Source organism: Citromicrobium bathyomarinum (genome assembly GCF_021021475.1).
GTDB lineage: Bacteria > Pseudomonadota > Alphaproteobacteria > Sphingomonadales > Sphingomonadaceae > Alteriqipengyuania > Alteriqipengyuania bathyomarina.
In genome coordinates this window covers 174,106-192,422 of the sequence record NZ_JAINWL010000002.1, presented here as the reverse complement: position 1 = coordinate 192,422, position 18,317 = coordinate 174,106, and the positions used below count along the sequence as shown (strand labels likewise).

Below are 18,317 nucleotides of genomic sequence, written 5' to 3'. Positions count from 1 at the left end.
TGCAGATCTGCCCGGCGTTACGATATTGTTTGGCCATGCACGATCCCGCCACACCCCGCGCGCCCGACGCCAGCCTTCGCCCGCGCGATGCTGCGCCCCTTCCTTCGCGCGCACCGACCGCAGCAGGAAACGACGACGAAGGCGAGGATGGTCGCCCGGCCGACCCCAATGTCGGGGTCGCGACCAAGACCCGCGCCAAGCCCAAGAAGCCGAGCCAGTACAAGGTGCTGATGCTCAACGACGATTACACACCGATGGAATTCGTGGTCATCGTGCTCAAGCGGTTCTTCAGGATGGATATGGAAGAGGCGACGCGGGTGATGCTGCAGGTCCACCAGCGCGGCGTGGGGGTGTGCGGAATCTTCCCTTACGAGGTCGCCGAAACCAAGGTGAACCAGGTGATGGATTTCGCCCGGCAGAATCAACACCCGCTCCAGTGCACGCTTGAAAAGGCCTGAACCGGGCGACGTGCGACAAGCCACATGACGTTTGCGCGCATTGCCGCTAGGGCATCGCGACCACGACCGTCCATTTAGCCGCGGGACCACGCTTGCCCTTCTCTTCGCGTCTCGACAGATACATCTTTCGCCTGACCATCGTCCCGATGATCGGCGTGTTCGCGCTCGCCGCGACGCTGTTGATGCTGGAACAGATGCTCAAGCTGTTCCGGTTCGTGTCGACCGAGGGGGGGCCGGTCGGCGTGGTGTTCCAGATGCTCGGCACGCTGCTGCCCGATTATGCTGTGCTGGCGATCCCGCTCGGCCTGCTGCTGGGCACCCTGTTCGCGTTCCGCCAGCTTGCCCTGTCGAGCGAACTGGACGTGATGCGCGCAGTCGGCCTTGGCTACGGGCGCCTGCTGAGGGTGCCCTTCGCGATCACGCTGGCGCTGATGGCGGTCAACGCGGCGATCGTGTTCTACGTCCAGCCCGTCTCCAAATATTACTACGAGGAGTTGCAGTTCGATCTGCGCTCAGGCGCGCTGGGCGCGTCGATCAAGGTCGGCGAGTTCACCACTTTGGCCGACCGTATGGCTTTGCGGATCGAAGAGAGCGAGGATTCCGGCCGCAAGCTCAAGGGCATTTTCGCGCGGATCAACGCCGAGGACGGACAGACCCTCTCGATCAGCGCGCGCGAGGGCAGGTTCCTGTCGACCAGCGACAATCCCGACACGATCATCCTGCGCCTGTCCGACGGCACGATCGTGCAGGACCCGCCGGGCGAGACCCCGCGCGTGCTCAGCTTTACCGAACACGACCTGCCGATCGACCTGCCCGCGATCGAGCAGTTCCGCGCCCGGGGCGAGGCGGAGCGCGAGTATATCCTGCCCGAACTGCTCCGCATGGGGTGGAGCGATACGACCACCGAGGCCCAGCGCCTAGGCAGCCAGGCAAGCTTCAACTACCGGATGGTGGAGCTGGCGATGATGCTGTTCATGCCGCTACTGGCGGTGGCGCTGGCGATTCCGCCGAAGCGGTCGACCAGCGCGCTGGGTGTGTTCGTCGCGGTGATCCTCGTGGTCGCCTATCACAAGGTCAATCAGTACATGCAGGATTTCGCCGCGCTTGGCCGGGTCGATCCGACGCTGGGCCTGTGGGGCCCGTTCGCGATCTTCGCCGGGCTGATCCTGTGGTGGTACTGGCAGATCGCCCATGTCCCCGGCGGCCAGCCAATCGGCGCGCTGGAAAGCGCCTTCGCCAAGATCGTCAAGCGGATCGGCAAGCTGCTGCGTCCCAAGCGCCGGGCCGACGCCTTCCGCGTCGAACAGGCGAGCTGAGCGGCCAGGATATGACGTTCGACTTCTTCCCGTCGCGCACGCTGACGCTGTACCTTGCCAAGATGTTCTCACTGCGCATCTTCGCGGTGCTGGTGATGCTGGTGCTGGTGCTGATGATGCTCGACCTGCTGTCGAACAGCGGCCAGATCCTGGAGGTCCCGGGCAATACCGAGGCGGATCTGTGGCTCTATGCCTCGCTGCGCGTACCGATGCTTATCCAGCGGTTTCTGCCCTATTCGGTGCTGCTGGCGACGATCATCACGCTAGTCACGCTCAACCAGAACAGCGAAGTGATCGCGATGAAGGCGGCGGGCCTGTCTGCGCATCAGGTGCTCGCCCCGCTGATCGTCACCGCACTGCTGGTGGCGGGGATCAGCTTCGCCTTCAACGAACGCGTGGTGACCCGCGCGACCGCACAGCTGACCGCTTGGGAGGCGACCGAATTCGGCGCGCTGCCCGACAAGCCCAAAAGCAAGGGCAGCATCTATCTCGAGGACGGGCAGAACATCCTGACCGCGCGCAGCTATTCAGGTGGCGGCCCCGCCCCGACCCTGCGCGATGTGACCTATTACAGGCGCAGTCCGACGGCCGAGATTACCCAGAAGGTCGATGCCCCGATGGCGGTTCACGGGCCCGACGGCTGGGCGATGCAGAACCCGAGCGTATTCACCGTCGGCACGGCGAGCCTGGCGCAGCCGAGCCAGCTGACCGTTGCCCCCGGCATCACCCCTGCCACGATCGAGCTGCAGGAGATCGACCCCACCACACAGCCGTTCTGGCAGCTGGGCAGCTCTATCGAGGCCTATCGGCAGGCCGGCCGCGACACGGAAGAGCTGGAAGCGAATTACTGGCACAAGATTTCCGGCCCCCTCGCCGCGGTGCTGATGCCCATTCTGGGCGCGGTCGCAGGCTTCGGCCTTGCCCGTTCGGGCCAGCTGTTCATGCGCGCGCTGATCGGCATGGCGCTCGGCTTTGCTTATTTCGTGATCGACAACGCCGCGCTCGCAATGGGCGATTTCGGGGGCTATCCGCCCTTCCTCGCCGCATGGGCACCCTTCCTGCTGTTCCTGATGATCGGCGAGACCGTGCTCGTTCGCACCGAAGAGTGAGCGGCGCAAAGACCGACGACTGGCACATCCGCCTCGCGCAGCGCGACGATGCGGCAGCGATGCCCGCGATCGAGCGCGCGGCGGGCAGGATGTTCGAACGCTTCGATGGGCTGGCGTGGGTCGCCGGGCAGGCACCCGTGCCGGTCGATCGGCTGGAGCGCTATATCGCGCGCGGCCATTGCCTTGTGGCGCAGACCAGCGAGCAGATTGTTGGCTTTCTGGCGACCGAACCCTTCGGGCGCGAGTTGCATGCATACGAATTCAGTGTGCACCCCGATTGGCAAGGGCGCGGGATCGGGTCCGCGCTGCTGCGCGGATGCATGATCGACGCGCGCAATTCGGGCTTCACCGCGATCACGCTTACGACATTCGCCGACGTCCCATGGAACGCGCCGTTCTATCGCCGGATGGGCTTCGTCGACATCGCCGCAGCGCACAACCCGCGTCTCGCAGACGAGCTCGCAACCGAGGCGGAGCGGGGCATGCCGGCCGAAGCGCGCATCGCAATGACCTGCGTGCTTGGTTGACTGGTTTGCAACAATCCCTAAATGCACCGCGCATTCAGAGGGTTGCCCCCAACGGCCTTCTGTCGTGCTAAACGCGGGGTTCGGGCCGTTTGTGTTGGTGTTGCAACCTTCTCGCAAAAGCGTAGAAACACCCAAGGGGACGCAAGACAGGAATTTGCCCGTGTCGGGACCGCACACCGCGAAAGCCCAAGCCGATCTACCGTTCCGCATACGCAGCCACGATCTTGATCGCATGACCTTGCGTGAGCCGATCGTCGGCGTTTTCCAGCACCACACCATCATGGCCCATCTTGCGCTCGCCAGCAGGTCGGCCGGCTGAAATGCCCAGAGATTTATGACCGACATCACCGTCTCGCCGCTCGACGCGACGAAGAGCCGCGAGCGTGCGGCCTTCGTCGACCTGGGCCGCCGCTTCGCCGCACAGCTGCCGCACTCGGTTCCGCAAATGCGGGCCGAGCAGCTCGAACTGATCAATCCGGGCAAAAACCCGTTCTTCGGCCACGCCGAAGCGCAGCTGTTTCTCGCCCATCGCCATGGCAAGCCCGTTGGCCGGATCAGCGCGCATATCGACCGGCTGGCGCTGGAGGCGCCCGCCGAGCAGGGCATGGGCCCTGGCACCGGCATGTTCGGCTATTTCGATGCGGAGGATGAAGCGGTCGCCAGCGCGCTGCTCGCAGCGGCGGAAGACTGGCTGCGGACGCAGGGGATGAACCGCGTGCTGGGCCCGATCTCCATGTCCATCTGGGAAGAGCCCGGCCTGCTGGTGCGCGGGCAGGATCACGCGCCGATGATCATGATGGGCCACCATCCCGAACGCTATGCTGGCTACATCGCCGGCGCGGGCTACGCGCCGGCCAAGCACCTCTATACTTACGATCTGCCTGTCGCTCGGGAATTTCCGCCGCTGGTGCAGCGGATCGTCAAGTCCGGAGAGCGCAACAACCGGATTCGGGTGCGCCCGATCGACCTCGACAATTACGAGAGCGAGATCGAGATTGTTCTCGAAATCCTCAACGATGCATGGTCGCAGAACTGGGGCTTCGTCCCGCTGACCGAGGCGGAGGTCGCCTATACCGGCAAGAAGCTGCGCCCGCTGATCCACCCGGAAATCAACCGCATCGCTGAGTTGGACGGCGAACCGGTCGCCTTCATGATGACGCTGCCCAACGTCAACGATCTGTTCGCGCGCACGCGCGGCAAGCTGTTCCCGTTCGGCTGGCTTGCGACCCTGCGCTGGCTGCGCAAACCGATGCACGCAGGGATGCGGGTGCCGCTGATGGGTGTGCGCAAGCGGCTGCATAACTCCCGCCTCGCCAGCCAGCTCGCTTTCATGATGATCAGCCAGATCAGGCAGTCGGCGAGCAGCGTGTTTCATTCGGATCGTGGCGAGGTCGGCTGGATCCTCGAAGACAACCAGGGAATGGTCGCCATCGCAGACGCGATCGACAGCAGCATCAACCGCGAATACGTGATCTACGAGAAGGATCTGTAAGCGCGCGCATTCGCTCCGGAACGCGAGGGACACCCGCGGCGTTTGCTGCATATCCCCACTTGCCGACCCCGGCCCTCGCGAAGGATACGTACGAATGCCGCCGGACGGCGCCAGCCCCCGAAAGACCCGCAATTACGGGCCTGTCCTGATTGTCGAAGACGATGCCGTCCTTGCCCTCGCGGTGGAAGACGCGCTGATCGAGGCGGGCGCGCGCGACATCGCGATCGCCGCAACGACATCGCAGGCGATCGAGCGACTGCGCGATGGCGACGTGGAAACCGTAATCCTCGACGTCCATCTGGCCGACCGCGGCGATGGCTGGGCGATTGCGGAAGTGCTGCGGGCGCTCGGCCCCAATGCACCCAAGGTCATCTTCGCAACCGGATCGCCCGACGAAATACCCGCCCACGTCGCGGATCTGGGCCCGGTGCTGGGCAAGCCGTACGATTTCGACGACCTGCTGGCGCATGTCGGCAAGCCCGAGCGCCCCTCTTTCCTCTCCCGCCTCAAGCGCGACTGAGCGTTCTTCCGGGCGCCGCCCGGCACGCCCGGACTGCGCCTTTCGCACACGACCCTCAGGCACAAAAAAAGGCCTTCGATCCGCATGGTGCGGAACGAAGGCCTTCGGGATCGTATCACCGGCCGCTTGGACGGGAGGGGGGTCTCGGCGGTGACATAGGGAGAATGCCCCGGCCCGAAGCCGGTTCCTCGCCGTGCAAATTTTTTTCACCCCTTTCACTATCACGTCATCGAAACCACGTTGCGGGCGCTTTACAAGCGAACTTGCGCAGGCTTGGAACCTGGCTCGACGCCGGACGTTGGCGAGAGGTTCAGACGGGAAAGATACTACATGTCCATTGGAGAAAATGTCGCTGCAAACCTCCCCTATCTGCGTCGCTACGCGCGCGCGCTGACGGGATCGCAGCAGACCGGTGACGCCTTCGTGCGCGCCACGCTCGAAGCGGCGTTGGCCGACGACGAGCTCAAGTCCTCGCTCGAAGGCGGCCGCGTGCCGCTGTACCGGGCGTTCAACAAGGTGTGGTCGAGCGCCTATCTCGAAGTGTCGGACCGGGGGGCAGACAATGCCGACCTGCCCGACCAGATCAGCGCCGATCGGCTGCAAACCGTTACACCGCTCAACCGGCAGGCGCTGCTGCTGACCACGCTGGAAGATTTCACGATCGAGCAGTCGGCGGAGATCATGGAGATCGCGCCGCAGGACGTCGAAAAGATGGTCCAGGATGCGATTGCCGAAATCGACCGCGAATCGGCCACCAGTGTCCTCATCATCGAAGACGAGCCGCTGATCTCGATGCAGCTGGAAGACCTTGTCCGCGGGCTCGGCCACGACATCTGCGGCACCGCCGCCACGCGCACGCAGGCGCAGCAGGTGGTCGCAGAACGAACCCCGGGTCTCGTGCTGGCCGATATCCAGCTCGCCGACGGCTCGTCGGGCCTCGACGCGGTTGACGATATCCTGAGCATCGGCAGCGTGCCGGTGATCTTCATCACCGCCTATCCCGAGCGACTGCTGACCGGCGACCGGCCCGAGCCGACCTATCTCGTCACCAAGCCGTTCCAGGAAGCCACGGTGCGCGCAGCGATCAGCCAGGCGCTGTTCTTCAACGCCAGCCGCGAGAACGCCTCCGCCTGAGGCAACGTCTCACGAAACAACAAAAAGGGCGTCGCGATTGCGGCGCCCTTTTTTGTGTCTCCTCCGAAGCCCCCCCGGCGGGCCGGGACATCAGCTCCTCCGATCAGCGCCCGCTCGCAGCCCCTGCCTCGCGCGCCTGCACACCGGCGGGGCGATTGCGCGCCCGCATCCGGAACTCGGTCGGCTTGCGCACCGGCACCCGCAGCACGCAGCGCACGCCCTGCGGCGCAAAGTCGAGCTCGACCGGGTGCTTGAGCTCGTGCGCGACGATCTTCTCGATCAGTTCGGTGCCGAACCCACGCGGGCGCTCGCTCGGTACCGTCGGCCCGCCGCGCTCCTGCCACAGCACCTCGACCAGATTGTCGCGCAACTGGTGCCAGGTGACATCGAGCTGCCCGCCTTCGACCGAGAGGGAGCCATATTTGGACGCATTGGTCGCCAGTTCGTGAATCGCGAGGCCGAACGACAGAGCGTCATTGGGCGCAAGATCGACCTCGGGCCCTTCGAGTTTGAGGATCGATTCGGCGGAATTGGCATAGGGCGCCAACTCCGCCTCCAGCACCGCGCGAAGCGGCGTGGTGCCCCATTCGGACTGGGTCAGCAGATCGTGCGTCGCGGACAGGGCGCGAATCCGCCCGTCGAGCCCGCTGGCGAAATCCTCCAGAGAATGCGCCCGTCGCCGGGTGAGCGCGACAATCGACAGCACATTGGCGAGCGTGTTCTTGACCCGGTGGTTAAGCTCGCGGGTCAGGGAATTGCGGATCGAGTTCTGCTCGGCATAGAAATCGAGCGCCGCCTGGTCCTCATGCGCCTGCTGGGTCAGCAGCCGGGCAACCAGCATCGAAAGGCTGGCGACCGCGATCCCGAACAGCAGGGTGATCATCGACAGCAGCGAAAGCGCATCGCCGCGTGCCGACTCCACCTCCACCGTCATCGGTCGATCGGCCAGATCGACCTCGATCCGCGTCACCCGCCCGGTCCGCCGTCCAGGCGCGTGCGCCGCGACCAGATTGGCGGCCACCGGCTTGCCATCATACAGCCGCACGCCCCGCTGGCCGACCAGTTCGCGCGTCAGCACCGAATCGAGGAACACCTGCGAATTGAACGGGCCGTAGACGAAGCCGCGGATCAGCTCGTCGCGCGTTCCCGGCTCGAACACGGGCATGTAGATGATGAAGCCCGAATCTTGCCCCTGGCCTTCCTGCACCAGCACGATCCGTCCACTCGCGGTCGGGCGGCCCGTCTCGATCGCCTCCTGCATCGCGCTGCGGCGGACGGCCTCGGAATACATGTCGAAGCCAAGCGCGCGCGCATTGCGTTCGCTCATCGGCTCAAGAAAGGTCACCGGCACCGCGAAGTTGCTGTCCGGTCCAGGCCTCGGCGTGATCCGGAACGGCTCGCCGGTATCGGCCTGCACCATGCGTTCGAAGCTGCCGACCTGCCCGCTCGGCACGATCGGCGCCCAGCCGATCCCTTCCGCCCCGCGATAATCGGCGTCCAGCCGCAATTCGGTGGCGAAGCGGCGAAACAGGTCGGCGGGCACCCGGTCGAGCGTGCTGATCAGCGCGGCACCGGCGATCAGGTACGATCCGCTGGTATTGACCCGCCGGTCGAGAGAAGAGGCAATCACTTGCGCGGTTTCGTTGAGCTGCGCCTGCTCGCGCCGCCGCTCGCCGCGTTCGATCGCATAGACGCTCAGCGCAGTGATCGCGGTGATCAGCAGGAAGATTACCACCGGCACGGCACGGGGGTAATGGACCAGCCATCGCCTGAATCGCCGTGTCGGAAGTGTCGGATCGGACGCCACTACTGCTCCGCTTGAATATCGTTCGGGCCGCGCGTCCGGCGGCCTGGTGAATGCTGGATTTAGCAAGGGAACCACGCGCGGGCAGCAACGTTCCTGTTGTCTTGGATCGATTATGGGAAGGGCAGGCTTGGGTTTCGGCTACCGATGCCCCATGTAAGCCGACAGGCATGAACGAAAAACACACTCCAGATACGCAGAGCCAGCACCTCAAGGGCGCTGGCAAGGATGGCGCGAGCATGGAAGAGCCTCGCTGGGCGGACAGCCTGCGAAGCCTTTACGACTCCGTGGTCGACGAACCGATTCCCGACAGCTTCAAGGATTTGCTCGCTCAGTTCGACGATCCTGAAAAAGACGCCGACAAGGGCGGTGGCAAGTCATGAGCGGGCACCCCGCACCCGCCGCCGATCCGGTCGAGTTCAAGCGTGAGCTGACGGGCGTGGTTCCGCACCTACGCGCCTTTGCGCGCGGGCTGTGCGGCAGGCCCGACATGGCCGACGATCTTGTGCAGGAAACGCTGATGAAGGCGTGGGCCGCGCAGGAGCGGTTCGAGCCGGGCACCAGCATGCGCGCGTGGACCTTCGTGATCCTGCGCAATGCCTACCTCACCGACATGCGCCGCAACCGCTTTCGCGGCGAATATGACGAGAACGTTGCCGAACGCATCCTGACCGCCCCGGCGGGCCAGGAAGAGCCGATCCACCTGTCCGACATGCACCGTGCGCTGCTGACCCTGCCGCCCGAGCGGCGCGAGGCGCTGCTGCTGGTGGGCGCGGGTGGCTTCTCCTACGAAGAAGCGGCCAATATCTGCGGCTGCGCGGTCGGCACGATCAAGAGCCGCGTGGGCCGCGCCCGCGCCGCGCTCAATGCGATGCTTGCCGATGGCGATATCCCGCGCCGCTCGATCGACGACGACACCGCCCACCGCGCGATTCTGGAAGAGCTGGACGATGTCGCAGCGGGCAATGGTCTGGCCGAACCGACCAATGGGCGCAGCTGATGGCATCCGCGCCCTGCCCGGGCGCGCCCTGACCGCACACTGCATCGCCGGATCGCCACGATGAGCGAGCCGGGGGGCGAAGCGGAACGTCGGCCTGACAAGCCGCCACGTGCTACCGGCGGTTCCAAGAAACGCACACTGCTGGCCGAACAGGAACTGCGCCTGCTGAGCACGCTGGTGCTGCTGCTGGGCGTGGGGCTGTTCCTCGCCCTGCCCTTCGTCCTGTCGATAGGCTCGGTGGTTTTCCTGCCGGTCACCGCCGCCGTTCTCCTGACCGTATTGCTCGCCCCGCTGGCCGATCGCCTGTCGTCATGGGGCGTGCCCAACACGCTTGCCTCGGTGCTCGCGCTGGTCATTTTCGTCGCGATCGTGGTGCTCGCCTTCAGCGCGATCCTGCAGCCCGCTTTCTCTCTGTTCGACCGGCTGCCCGAACTGATCGAGCAGATCGGATCGCGCTACCGCGAGATGCAGGAGGAGTTTGCCTGGCTCGCCAACGCCAACGAGCGGCTGACCGACTTGGTCGGTGAATCGGGCGCGACCGAGGTGGTGCTGGCCGGGCCTTCGGTGTTCCAGCAGGTCGCGATCAGCGCGCCGGTGCTGCTGCTGGAAGTAATGCTGACCTTCCTGATGGCGTTCTTCATGGTCGAGGCGCGTGGGCGGCTGAGGCGCAACATCCTGTTCGGACGGACCAGCTTCGGCACCAGCGTCAAGGCGGCCCGCGTGCTGCGCGAGGTGCAGGACCGGGTGGCGGCTTACATCCTGACCGTGGCCTGGATCAATCTGGGCGTCGGCATCGTCGTCGCGCTGGGCGCGTGGGCGATGGGCCTGCCCGCGCCGGTCATGTGGGGCGGCCTCGCAATGCTGCTCAATTTCATCCCCTATGTCGGCCCGCTGGCGATGACCGGCCTGCTGGTGCTGTTCGGGCTGGGCACGGCGGATTCGATGTTTCTCGGCATGATCCCTGCGGTCGCCTACATCACGCTGCACGTGTTCGAGGCGAATGCGATCACGCCCGCGATCCTCGGCCGCCGGTTCACCATGAACCCGGTCATGATCCTGCTCGCCTTTTCCTATTTCACCTGGATCTGGGGCGCGATCGGCGCACTGCTGTCGGTCCCGCTGCTGCTGATGCTGACCGCCTTCTTCGACCATGTCGGGCGGCCCAACCTGCTCGGCTTCATCTTCGGCGAACCGCTGTTCCAAACCCCGCTGATCGAAGAGGCGGACGAGACCCTCACGCCTCCGCCCAACGGGTAATACCCACTTCACAAAAAAGGGGCCGGACCGCAGCGCGGCCCGCCCCCTTTTCAATCATTGACGATAGCTCGTCCGATCAGCTGGAATATTTCCAGGTTTCACCGCGCGCGAGGTTCTCGCTCGCGAAGCCCCAGTTCAGCTTCTCGGTCGTCACCGCCTTCAGATAGGCCGGACGCGCATTCTGGTGGTCGAGATAGTAGGCATGCTCCCACAGGTCGATCACGAGCAGCGGGTTCACCCCGGCCTGGTCGGCCAGCGTGTCGCCGTCATGGGTTTCCTCGATCGAGAGCTTGCCGCCCTTTTCGGCGAGCCACACCCAGCCGCTGGCGAAGTGGCCGGCACCGCGTTCCTGCAGCTTTTCCTTGAGCGCATCGACCGAGCCGAAAGCGCTTTCGATCATGCTCTTGAGCTCGTCTGAGGCGGCGGTTTCTTCGCCCGCCATCGAGTTCCAATAGAACCCGTGGTTCCAGCTCTGCGCCGAATTGTTGAACAGGCCCTGGTCGCTGCCGCGCGCGGCAGCGATGATTTCCTCAAGCGACTTGTCCGCGTGATCGGTGCCTTCGATCGCCGCGTTGGTCTTGTCGATATAGGCCTTGTGGTGCTTGCCGTGGTGGTAGCTGAGCGTCTCGGCGGAGACCGCCGGGGCCAGCACGGTGTCCGGATAGGGCAGCGGGGTAACTTCGAAAGCCATGTGTGTTGTCTCCCATTCTTTGGGTTTGTGGTTCAGCTGTCGGTAAGTGAACGCGCGGGCGCGGCATCCGTTGCAAGATTTTCGCCGCTTTCGTTCGGGAATTCGCTTGCGCCCTCGCGATCGGTCGCACTGGCGAGCGCGACGTCGGCGGTCACGTTGGCCAGCGTGCGCATGATGTCGGGGATCATCTCCACCGCGACCAGCAACGCCAGCGGCTCGACCGGGACGCCCATCGCCAGCGCGATCGGCCCGATCGAGACGACGAAGCTGATCGTGCCGGGCAGGCTGACCGACCCGATCGAGATCACGAAGGCGACCGCCAGCCCGGCGAGCATGGCGGTGAGGCTCAGCTCGATCCCGAATAGGTGCGCGACGTAGATCGCCACGGCGAGGTTCATCGCCGGGCTGGTCGCGCGGAAGATCGCGACCGACAGCGGCAGCACGAAATCGGCAACGTTCTCGCTGATGTCGAGCCGCCGCGCGCTCGCCAGCATCGCGGGCAGGCTGGCAAGCGAGCTTTGGGTGGAGATGGCGACCGCCTGCGCGGGCAGCAGCGCGCGTGCGAAACGCAGCGGCCCGTGCCGCACCGCGCCGACCGCGAAGGCCGCAACCAGCACGATCCCGCCCATCGCCGCGACGGTCGCGATATAGTGGATCAGCGTCAGGAACGCCGCATCCCCCCCTGCGCGCACCGCGACCCCGAGCGCCAGCGCGAAGACCCCGACCGGCGCAACCCACAGCACCCAGCCGATCACCATCAGCATCGCATTCGCAACCGCTTCGAAAAAGCTGCGCAGGATTGCGGACTGCTCGGGCGCCAAGCGGGTGATCGCAACCGCGAACAGCGCAAAGAAGATCGTTAGCGGCAGCATCGCGGTCTCGGCCGCGGCGGCGATAATGTTGGGCGCGATCAGCGAGAGGATGAATTCGCTCAGGCCGGGCACCTCCTGCGGCTCGACATTCGCAGCCAGCAGGCTTTGCGCGCCGGCAGGCGCGGGCACCGCATCGAGCAACAACGGCATCGCGATCAATGTCGCAACCCCGCCGAAGACCAGCGCCGCCGCGACGAACACCAGCATCCGTCGCGCCGTCGCCCCGGCGCGCGCGGCACTGGCAAGCTGGGTGATGCCCAGCACCAGCAGCGCAGCGACCAGCGGGATGATCGTCATCTGCAAGGCGCGCAGCCACAGCGCGCCCGCCGGTCCGGTGACCGGCAGAATGCTGTCCGCAACCGGCCGCCCGGCGATCAGCGATCCGGCGATCAGCCCCGCGACGAGCCCGCCGAAGGTCCACCAGACCGGCAGGCGCAAAGTCACCAGCCGTGCGGGACGGGTTGTCTCAGGTGCCGACAAGCGCGATTGCCCCCTTCCATCGCCGTGCCTGCGCGTCCACAAGCGCGCTCCACGGGATCGCCTCGGTACAGACGACAAGCAAGGGTGTGAAGACCTCGATCATGGCACGCAAATACTTCGGCACCGACGGAATTCGCGGAGAGACCAACAAGGGCGCAATGACCGCCGCCATGGCGATGCGCGTCGCGCAGGCCGCGGGCGCGCATTTCCGCAGGGGCGACCATCGCCACCGGGTGGTGATCGGCAAGGACACGCGCCTGTCGGGCTACATGGTCGAGAACGCGCTGGTCGCGGGCTTCACCAGCATGGGCGTGAACGTGATCCAGACCGGGCCGCTGCCCACCCCCGCGATCGCCATGCTGACGCGTGAGATGCGCGCGGATCTGGGGGTGATGATCTCGGCCAGCCACAATCCGTATCAGGACAACGGCATCAAGCTGTTCGGCCCCGATGGCTTCAAACTGTCGGACGAGGACGAGGCTGCGATCGAGGCGCTGATCGAACAGGAGCCCGAACTGGTGCCCGCCAGCGAGATCGGCCGCGCGCGCCGGATCGAGGATTCCCGCGGACGCTATATCCACGCGGTCAAGCAGTCGGTCAGCGACAAGACCCGGTTCGACGATCTGAAGGTCGTCGTCGATTGCGCCAATGGCGCGGCCTATCAGGTCGCCCCCAGCGCGATCTGGGAACTGGGCGCGGAGGTCATCACGCTGGGCGTCGATCCGGACGGGACCAATATCAACGACGGGGTCGGCTCGACCTCGCTCGACGCGGTCAAGGCCAAGGTCGTGGAGACCGGTGCCGATATCGGCATTGCGCTGGATGGCGATGCGGATCGGCTGATCGTGATCGACGAGAAGGGCGAGGCGATCGACGGCGACCAGATCATGGCCTCGATCGCGACCCGCATGGCGGAAAAGGGCCAGCTGCGCGGTGGCGGCGTGGTCGCCACGGTGATGAGCAACCTCGGCCTCGAACGCTATCTGGAAGGCAAGGGTCTGACGCTGGAGCGGACCAAGGTCGGCGATCGCTATGTTCTGGGCCGGATGCGCAGCGGCGGGTTCAATGTCGGCGGCGAACAGTCGGGCCACATGATCCTGCTCGACCATGCGACCACCGGCGACGGAACGGTCGCGGCGATGCGCGTGCTCGCCAGCCTGGTCCGCTCCAACCGCCCCGCGTCGGAAGAACTGCGGATGTTTGAGCCCGTGCCCCAGCTGCTCAAGAACGTGCGCTACGACGGGGCGAGCCCGCTCGACGCGGAAACGGTCAAGTCCGCGATCAAGGATGCGGAGCGGGCGCTGGCGGGCAAGGGCCGGCTGGTGATCCGCGCTTCGGGCACCGAGCCGCTGATCCGCGTGATGGCCGAGGGCGACGATGCGGGCGAGGTGGAACAGGTGGTCGACGCGGTGTGCGACGCGGTCAGGGCGGCCAGCTGATGCTCGACATGCGGCCCGATTGCGAACGCTGCGGTGTGGATCTGCCCGCGCCCCGGCCGGGCGCCTTCATCTGCAGCTTTGAATGCACCTTCTGTGCGTCGTGTGCGGAGGCGCTGGACGATCTGTGCCCCAATTGCGGAGGCGAACTGATGGACCGCCCGACACGAACGGGCGACCTCCTCGAGAAATATCCCGCCAGCACCGAGCGCAAGTTCAAGGGATGAGCGACAAGCCCCCTCCCCGCATTCTTTCCATCGCCGGGTCCGATTCGGGCGGCGGTGCCGGCATTCAGGCTGACATCAAGACGATCACGATGCTGGGCGGCTATGCGATGACCGCGATCACCGCGATCACCGCGCAGAATTCGCGCGGGGTGCAGGGAATCACTCCGCTCGGCGGCGATTTCGTGGTCGAACAGATCGATTCCTGCCTGACCGATTTCGGCGCGGACGCGATCAAGATCGGCATGCTCCACGATGACGGGATCATCGCCGAGGTCGCCAAGGGCCTGGCCACCCTGCCCGAGGCGCAGGGTGTGCCACTGATCCTCGACCCGGTGATGGTCGCCACCTCGGGCGCGCGGCTGCTGCGCGAAGATGCGGTGGAGATCATGCGCGAGCAGCTGTTCCCGCTGGCGACGCTGCTCACGCCCAACCTTCCCGAACTCGAAATTCTCGCCGGACGATCGCTGACCGATACCGGGCAGATCGTGGAGGCGTCGATCGCGCTGGCCGAGGCGAATGACTGCCACGTGCTCGCGAAGGGCGGGCACACGGACGATGCGCGGGTGATCGACATCCTGTGTTCGCCCGAAGGCTTCCTGATGCAGTTCGACGATGCGAAGATCGATTCGCGCCACACACACGGCACGGGCTGCACTCTGTCCGCCGCGATCGCCACGCTGGTCGGCCACGGGCAACCGCTGCATCACGCGATCCGCCTCGCCCGCCAGTTCACCCGCGCGGCAATCGAGAACGCGCCGGGCTTCGGCGACGGCCACGGGCCGATGGGGCATCAGGCGGTGAGGAAGCTGTCGGACTAGGCGCACGAAGCCCGGGCCGCGCGGCCCGCGCCTGTTAAGCCTTCAGGTCGTAGAACTTGGCGATCGCCGCCCATGCCTCGTCGGCGGTTTCGCACCAGGTGATCAGGTCGAGATCGCGCGCGGAGATCGTCCCTTCCTCGGCCAGCGCCTCGAAATTGATCACCCGGCTCCAGAAATCCTCGCCGAACAGCAGGATCGGCATTGGCTTCATCTTGCCGGTCTGGATCAGCGTCAGCAGTTCGAAGAACTCGTCGAAGGTCCCGAACCCGCCGGGGAACACCGCCACCGCCTTCGCGCGCAGCAGGAAGTGCATCTTACGCAGCGCGAAATAGTGGAACTGGAAGCTGAGATAGGGCGTGACGTAGGTGTTGGGCGCCTGCTCGTGCGGCAGCACGATGTTGAGGCCGATGCTCTCGCCGCCCGCATCGCTTGCGCCGCGATTGCCCGCTTCCATGATCGACGGCCCGCCACCGGTGGTGACCACGAACTGCCGCTCGCCATTCTCGATGATCGCCTTTTCGGTGACCATCCGGGCGAGGTTGTAGGCCTCCTGATAATACTTGGCCTTGCCGATCAGGCTCCGGGTGACCTTCGCCTCATCCTCGGGCTCGCTTTCGGCGCGCTTTTCCATCGCCTCGACATCTTCGGTCGAGGGGATTCGCGCAGAGCCGTACATCACCAGCGTGCTGCCCACGCCCGCCTGATCCAGCAGCATTTCCGGCTTGAGCAGCTCAAGCTGGAAACGGACCGGGCGCAGCTCGGGCTTGAGGAGGAACTCCTCGTCGCTGAAAGCCAGCTTGTAGGCCGGGTGCCGCGTCTGCGGCGTATCGAAGCTGCTGGCGCCCTCGGCGAAACCCGCCTCTTCCTGCGCCCCGTAAAACCGGCGATCGTAGAGATCGCGCACACCACCATCTTTGCTCATTGAAGCGGCGATAGGCGGCAATCGCGCGCCCGGCAAGGACCGAGAACGTGTTGGGCGAAATTGGAAAAAGCTGGATGCCCCGTGAGGATTCGAACCTCAATTGACGGAGTCAGAGTCCGTAGTCTTACCATTAGACGACGGGGCAATAGCATTGCGACGGGCCCGCAGAGCGGGCGGAACACGTTCGCGAAGCGGCGCATCTAGAAAGCCGAGGCCGCAGCGTCAAGCACTCATCCGCTCAGGCCAGCCTTGCTCAAATGCGCCCAGGCGTTTAGCGTCCGGGTCAGGTGCCCGCGGGATATCGCTGCGGGTGGATTGGAAAAGTACTTATGGCGGACTTCGCGCCGCCGGACGACAGCAAAGGGGCTTACCCGACGGAGGGCAAAATGTCCGGCGAGGTAGCAGAGAAACGCTACCACCAACCTCCGAAGCCCACGAATTCTCCCAAACGCCACCGCAAGTCCGATGGCAGGCGACGCAATAGCGCTGCCAAGCGCACTCCGGGACCGGGCCAGAAGGGCCCGCGCGGCGGGCGACAGGCCTATGCCGCGCTCGACCTGGGGACCAATAATTGCCGCCTGCTGATCGCGCGGCCATCGGGGCAGGATTTCACCGTGATCGACGCGTTCAGCCGGGTGGTACGCCTTGGCGAAGGCCTTGCCCTGTCGGGAAGGCTGTCCGACGAGGCGATGGACCGCGCGCTGGGCGCGCTGCATGTCTGCGCGGAAAAGCTGCGCCGCCGCAACGTCTTCCTCGCCCGGTCGGTCGCCACCGAAGCCTGCCGCAGGGCGGTCAACGGTGCGCAGTTCATCGATCGCGTGCGCGAGGAAACGGGCATCGTGCTCGACATCATCTCCGCGCAGGAAGAGGCACGGCTGGCGGTTCTGGGATGCCACGTCCTGCTCGAACAGGGGGACGGCCCCGCGCTGATCTTCGATATCGGCGGCGGCTCGACCGAGCTGATTCTGGTCGGCCCGGGCGAAGGCGCGATCCCGCGCATTCTCGACTGGCAGAGCGTGCCGTGGGGTGTCGTCTCGCTGACCGACACGGTGATGGGCGGCATGACTCCGGGTCAGGCCGATGACGAGCAGGGCCGGCTGGACCTCTACGCCGCGATGCGCCGGACGGTGGACGAAAGCTTCGCACCTTTTGCCCGGCGAATCGGCGATGCGCCGTCGGCCGAGGATATCCGCCTGCTGGGCACCAGCGGCACGGTGACCACGCTCGCCAGCCTGCATCTGCAACTGCCGCATTACGATCGCCGTGCAGTCGACGGCCTGATCGTGCCGTCGCGCTCCATGCGCGACATTTCCGCGCATCTCTCCGGCCTCAGCCTGGCAGACCGGGCCAAGGTGCCGTGCATCGGCACCGACCGCGCCGAACTGGTCGTGGCGGGTTGTGCAATTCTCGAATCAATCCTCGACCTGTGGCCAGCCGAACGTCTGGGCGTTGCCGATCGCGGCATTCGCGAAGGCATTCTGCGCAGCCTCATGTCGGGCGACCTGGACCGTGGGACACGAACATAATGAGCCGTAGCCGGGGCGACCCGCAAAAGCGCGTAAAGACCGCCCGCGGGCGCACCGCATCCTCCAACCGCTGGCTGGAGCGGCAGCTGAACGACCCCTACGTGCGCGAGGCGAAGGCAGCCGGCTATCGCAGCCGCGCCGCTTTCAAGCTGATCGAGCTGGACGAGAAGTTCGGCATCCTGCGCGGGGCGGAGCGAATCGTCGATCTGGGCATCGCGCCGGGTGGCTGGTCGCAGATCGCGCAGAAGAAGCGCCCGCAGGCGACGATCGTGGGGATCGACCTGCTGCCGACCGAGCCGCTGGACGGGGTGACGATCCTGGAAATGGACTTCATGGCCGACGAAGCGCCCGAGACGATCATGGGCCACCTGGGCGGGCCGCCCGATCTGGTGATGTCGGACATGGCGGCCAACACCGTGGGCCACAAGCAGACCGATCACCTGCGCACGATGGGGCTGGTCGAAACCGCGGCCGACTTCGCGATCCAGACGCTGGCGCCCGGCGGGCAATTCCTCGCCAAGGTGCTCGCCGGCGGCACCGACGCGCAGCTGCTCGCGCTGCTCAAGAAGAATTTCAAGACGGTCAAGCACGCCAAACCGCCGGCGAGCCGCAAGGGCTCGTCGGAATGGTATGTCGTCGCTCAGGGATTCAAAGGGTCGGATTCGGGGGGCCGCGACTAGCGGCCCTCATCCGGGGGATTGCTCCGGGGCGACCGAGCGCCGCCCCGT

The 18,317-nt window shown here is 65.6% G+C and carries 20 protein-coding genes and 1 tRNA gene; 16 read left to right on the top strand and 5 right to left on the bottom strand.

The features are described 5' to 3' along the window. Positions 1-35 precede the first annotated feature (35 nt). From clpS to K7H93_RS08825, 8 genes are all read left to right on the top strand, one after another. Complete coding sequence (clpS, locus tag K7H93_RS08860) at positions 36-458, top strand: ATP-dependent Clp protease adapter ClpS (protein WP_054525289.1); 423 nt, start codon at positions 36-38, stop codon at positions 456-458. 92 nt (positions 459-550) lie between these two features. After that, the gene (locus K7H93_RS08855) at positions 551-1,774 is read left to right on the top strand and encodes an LptF/LptG family permease (protein ID WP_010235731.1); all 1,224 of its coding nucleotides are present in this window, start codon (positions 551-553) and stop codon (positions 1,772-1,774) included. An 11-nt stretch (positions 1,775-1,785) separates the two neighbouring features. Beyond that, entirely contained in the window at positions 1,786-2,883 is a 1,098-nt protein-coding gene (gene lptG, locus K7H93_RS08850; protein ID WP_010235734.1) for an LPS export ABC transporter permease LptG, read from the top strand. Next, positions 2,880-3,410 carry a GNAT family N-acetyltransferase gene (locus K7H93_RS08845; RefSeq protein ID WP_230783319.1) on the top strand — a complete coding sequence of 177 codons (531 nt, stop codon included), beginning with the start codon at positions 2,880-2,882 and terminating at the stop codon, positions 3,408-3,410. The genes lptG and K7H93_RS08845 overlap by 4 nt, the downstream gene beginning before the upstream one ends. Positions 3,411-3,570: 160 nt before the next feature. Next, positions 3,571-3,729 carry a hypothetical protein gene (locus K7H93_RS08840; RefSeq protein WP_230783318.1) on the top strand — a complete coding sequence of 53 codons (159 nt, stop codon included), beginning with the start codon at positions 3,571-3,573 and terminating at the stop codon, positions 3,727-3,729. A 15-nt stretch (positions 3,730-3,744) separates the two neighbouring features. After that, positions 3,745-4,902, top strand: a complete 1,158-nt coding sequence (locus tag K7H93_RS08835; protein WP_230783317.1) for an N-acetyltransferase — start codon at positions 3,745-3,747, stop codon at positions 4,900-4,902. A 94-nt stretch (positions 4,903-4,996) separates the two neighbouring features. Next, positions 4,997-5,422, top strand: a complete 426-nt coding sequence (locus K7H93_RS08830; RefSeq protein ID WP_010235745.1) for a response regulator — start codon at positions 4,997-4,999, stop codon at positions 5,420-5,422. A gap of 330 nt (positions 5,423-5,752) precedes the next feature. Further along, positions 5,753-6,556, top strand: coding sequence for a response regulator (locus K7H93_RS08825; RefSeq protein WP_230783316.1), 804 nt, complete (start codon positions 5,753-5,755; stop codon positions 6,554-6,556). Between the two features lie 103 nt (positions 6,557-6,659). On the opposite strand, the gene K7H93_RS08820 is transcribed toward K7H93_RS08825, so the two are convergent. Beyond that, positions 6,660-8,291 carry a CHASE domain-containing protein gene (locus tag K7H93_RS08820; protein ID WP_338080301.1) on the bottom strand — a complete coding sequence of 544 codons (1,632 nt, stop codon included), beginning with the start codon at positions 8,289-8,291 and terminating at the stop codon, positions 6,660-6,662. Between the two features lie 239 nt (positions 8,292-8,530). On the opposite strand from K7H93_RS08820, the gene K7H93_RS08815 reads away from it, so the two are divergent. Genes K7H93_RS08815 through K7H93_RS08805 form a run of 3 tightly spaced genes read left to right on the top strand, consistent with a single transcriptional unit; the run spans position 8,531 to position 10,617 of the window. Next, positions 8,531-8,743, top strand: coding sequence for a NepR family anti-sigma factor (locus K7H93_RS08815; RefSeq protein WP_226663094.1), 213 nt, complete (start codon positions 8,531-8,533; stop codon positions 8,741-8,743). Next, positions 8,740-9,360 (top strand): sigma-70 family RNA polymerase sigma factor, encoded by a 621-nt coding sequence (locus tag K7H93_RS08810; RefSeq protein ID WP_010235755.1) that lies wholly within the window; start codon positions 8,740-8,742, stop codon positions 9,358-9,360. The genes K7H93_RS08815 and K7H93_RS08810 overlap by 4 nt, the downstream gene beginning before the upstream one ends. Before the next feature lie 60 nt (positions 9,361-9,420). Further along, the gene (locus tag K7H93_RS08805; RefSeq protein ID WP_230783314.1) at positions 9,421-10,617 is read left to right on the top strand and encodes an AI-2E family transporter; all 1,197 of its coding nucleotides are present in this window, start codon (positions 9,421-9,423) and stop codon (positions 10,615-10,617) included. Between the two features lie 76 nt (positions 10,618-10,693). Here K7H93_RS08805 and K7H93_RS08800 read toward each other — a convergent pair whose 3' ends face one another. Together K7H93_RS08800 and K7H93_RS08795 are read right to left on the bottom strand one after the other, a co-directional pair. Further along, complete coding sequence (locus K7H93_RS08800; RefSeq protein WP_230783313.1) at positions 10,694-11,308, bottom strand: superoxide dismutase; 615 nt, start codon at positions 11,306-11,308, stop codon at positions 10,694-10,696. A gap of 32 nt (positions 11,309-11,340) precedes the next feature. Beyond that, positions 11,341-12,618, bottom strand: coding sequence for a dicarboxylate/amino acid:cation symporter (locus K7H93_RS08795; RefSeq protein ID WP_230783756.1), 1,278 nt, complete (start codon positions 12,616-12,618; stop codon positions 11,341-11,343). Positions 12,619-12,761: 143 nt separating this feature from the next. On the opposite strand from K7H93_RS08795, the gene glmM reads away from it, so the two are divergent. The 3 genes from glmM to thiD are packed head-to-tail and all read left to right on the top strand — an operon-like array spanning position 12,762 to position 15,141. After that, positions 12,762-14,099: a phosphoglucosamine mutase gene (gene glmM, locus K7H93_RS08790; protein ID WP_230783312.1), complete on the top strand. Its 1,338-nt coding sequence runs from the start codon at positions 12,762-12,764 to the stop codon at positions 14,097-14,099. After that, the gene (locus K7H93_RS08785) at positions 14,099-14,323 is read left to right on the top strand and encodes a DUF1272 domain-containing protein (RefSeq protein ID WP_230783755.1); all 225 of its coding nucleotides are present in this window, start codon (positions 14,099-14,101) and stop codon (positions 14,321-14,323) included. Before glmM ends, K7H93_RS08785 begins: the two co-directional genes overlap by 1 nt. Beyond that, positions 14,320-15,141 (top strand): bifunctional hydroxymethylpyrimidine kinase/phosphomethylpyrimidine kinase, encoded by an 822-nt coding sequence (thiD, locus tag K7H93_RS08780; RefSeq protein WP_230783311.1) that lies wholly within the window; start codon positions 14,320-14,322, stop codon positions 15,139-15,141. Before K7H93_RS08785 ends, thiD begins: the two co-directional genes overlap by 4 nt. Positions 15,142-15,175: 34 nt before the next feature. On the opposite strand, the gene K7H93_RS08775 is transcribed toward thiD, so the two are convergent. Together K7H93_RS08775 and K7H93_RS08770 are read right to left on the bottom strand one after the other, a co-directional pair. Next, entirely contained in the window at positions 15,176-16,063 is an 888-nt protein-coding gene (locus K7H93_RS08775) for an LOG family protein (protein ID WP_230783310.1), read from the bottom strand. Between the two features lie 71 nt (positions 16,064-16,134). After that, positions 16,135-16,208 (bottom strand) — tRNA-Gln (locus K7H93_RS08770). Between the two features lie 184 nt (positions 16,209-16,392). Here K7H93_RS08770 and K7H93_RS08765 point away from each other — a divergent pair. Next, positions 16,393-17,589, top strand: a complete 1,197-nt coding sequence (locus tag K7H93_RS08765) for a Ppx/GppA phosphatase family protein (RefSeq protein ID WP_230783309.1) — start codon at positions 16,393-16,395, stop codon at positions 17,587-17,589. Continuing rightward, a complete protein-coding gene (locus K7H93_RS08760) occupies positions 17,589-18,269 on the top strand; it encodes an RlmE family RNA methyltransferase (protein WP_010235771.1) in 681 nt (226 codons plus the stop codon). Before K7H93_RS08765 ends, K7H93_RS08760 begins: the two co-directional genes overlap by 1 nt. Positions 18,270-18,317 lie beyond the last annotated feature (48 nt).

What these genes read in the sequence shown, in the direction of transcription:
- clpS (WP_054525289.1), top strand. Translation starts at nt 36, where the DNA reads ATGCACGATCCCGCCACACCCCGCGCGCCCGACGCCAGCCTTCGCCCG.
- lptG (WP_010235734.1), top strand. Translation starts at nt 1,786, where the DNA reads ATGACGTTCGACTTCTTCCCGTCGCGCACGCTGACGCTGTACCTTGCC.
- K7H93_RS08835 (WP_230783317.1), top strand. Translation starts at nt 3,745, where the DNA reads ATGACCGACATCACCGTCTCGCCGCTCGACGCGACGAAGAGCCGCGAG.
- K7H93_RS08830 (WP_010235745.1), top strand. Translation starts at nt 4,997, where the DNA reads ATGCCGCCGGACGGCGCCAGCCCCCGAAAGACCCGCAATTACGGGCCT.
- K7H93_RS08825 (WP_230783316.1), top strand. Translation starts at nt 5,753, where the DNA reads ATGTCCATTGGAGAAAATGTCGCTGCAAACCTCCCCTATCTGCGTCGC.
- K7H93_RS08815 (WP_226663094.1), top strand. Translation starts at nt 8,531, where the DNA reads ATGAACGAAAAACACACTCCAGATACGCAGAGCCAGCACCTCAAGGGC.
- K7H93_RS08810 (WP_010235755.1), top strand. Translation starts at nt 8,740, where the DNA reads ATGAGCGGGCACCCCGCACCCGCCGCCGATCCGGTCGAGTTCAAGCGT.
- K7H93_RS08805 (WP_230783314.1), top strand. Translation starts at nt 9,421, where the DNA reads ATGAGCGAGCCGGGGGGCGAAGCGGAACGTCGGCCTGACAAGCCGCCA.
- K7H93_RS08800 (WP_230783313.1), bottom strand. Translation starts at nt 11,308, where the DNA reads ATGGCTTTCGAAGTTACCCCGCTGCCCTATCCGGACACCGTGCTGGCC.
- glmM (WP_230783312.1), top strand. Translation starts at nt 12,762, where the DNA reads ATGGCACGCAAATACTTCGGCACCGACGGAATTCGCGGAGAGACCAAC.
- K7H93_RS08785 (WP_230783755.1), top strand. Translation starts at nt 14,099, where the DNA reads ATGCTCGACATGCGGCCCGATTGCGAACGCTGCGGTGTGGATCTGCCC.
- thiD (WP_230783311.1), top strand. Translation starts at nt 14,320, where the DNA reads ATGAGCGACAAGCCCCCTCCCCGCATTCTTTCCATCGCCGGGTCCGAT.
- K7H93_RS08775 (WP_230783310.1), bottom strand. Translation starts at nt 16,063, where the DNA reads ATGAGCAAAGATGGTGGTGTGCGCGATCTCTACGATCGCCGGTTTTAC.
- K7H93_RS08765 (WP_230783309.1), top strand. Translation starts at nt 16,393, where the DNA reads ATGGCGGACTTCGCGCCGCCGGACGACAGCAAAGGGGCTTACCCGACG.
- K7H93_RS08760 (WP_010235771.1), top strand. Translation starts at nt 17,589, where the DNA reads ATGAGCCGTAGCCGGGGCGACCCGCAAAAGCGCGTAAAGACCGCCCGC.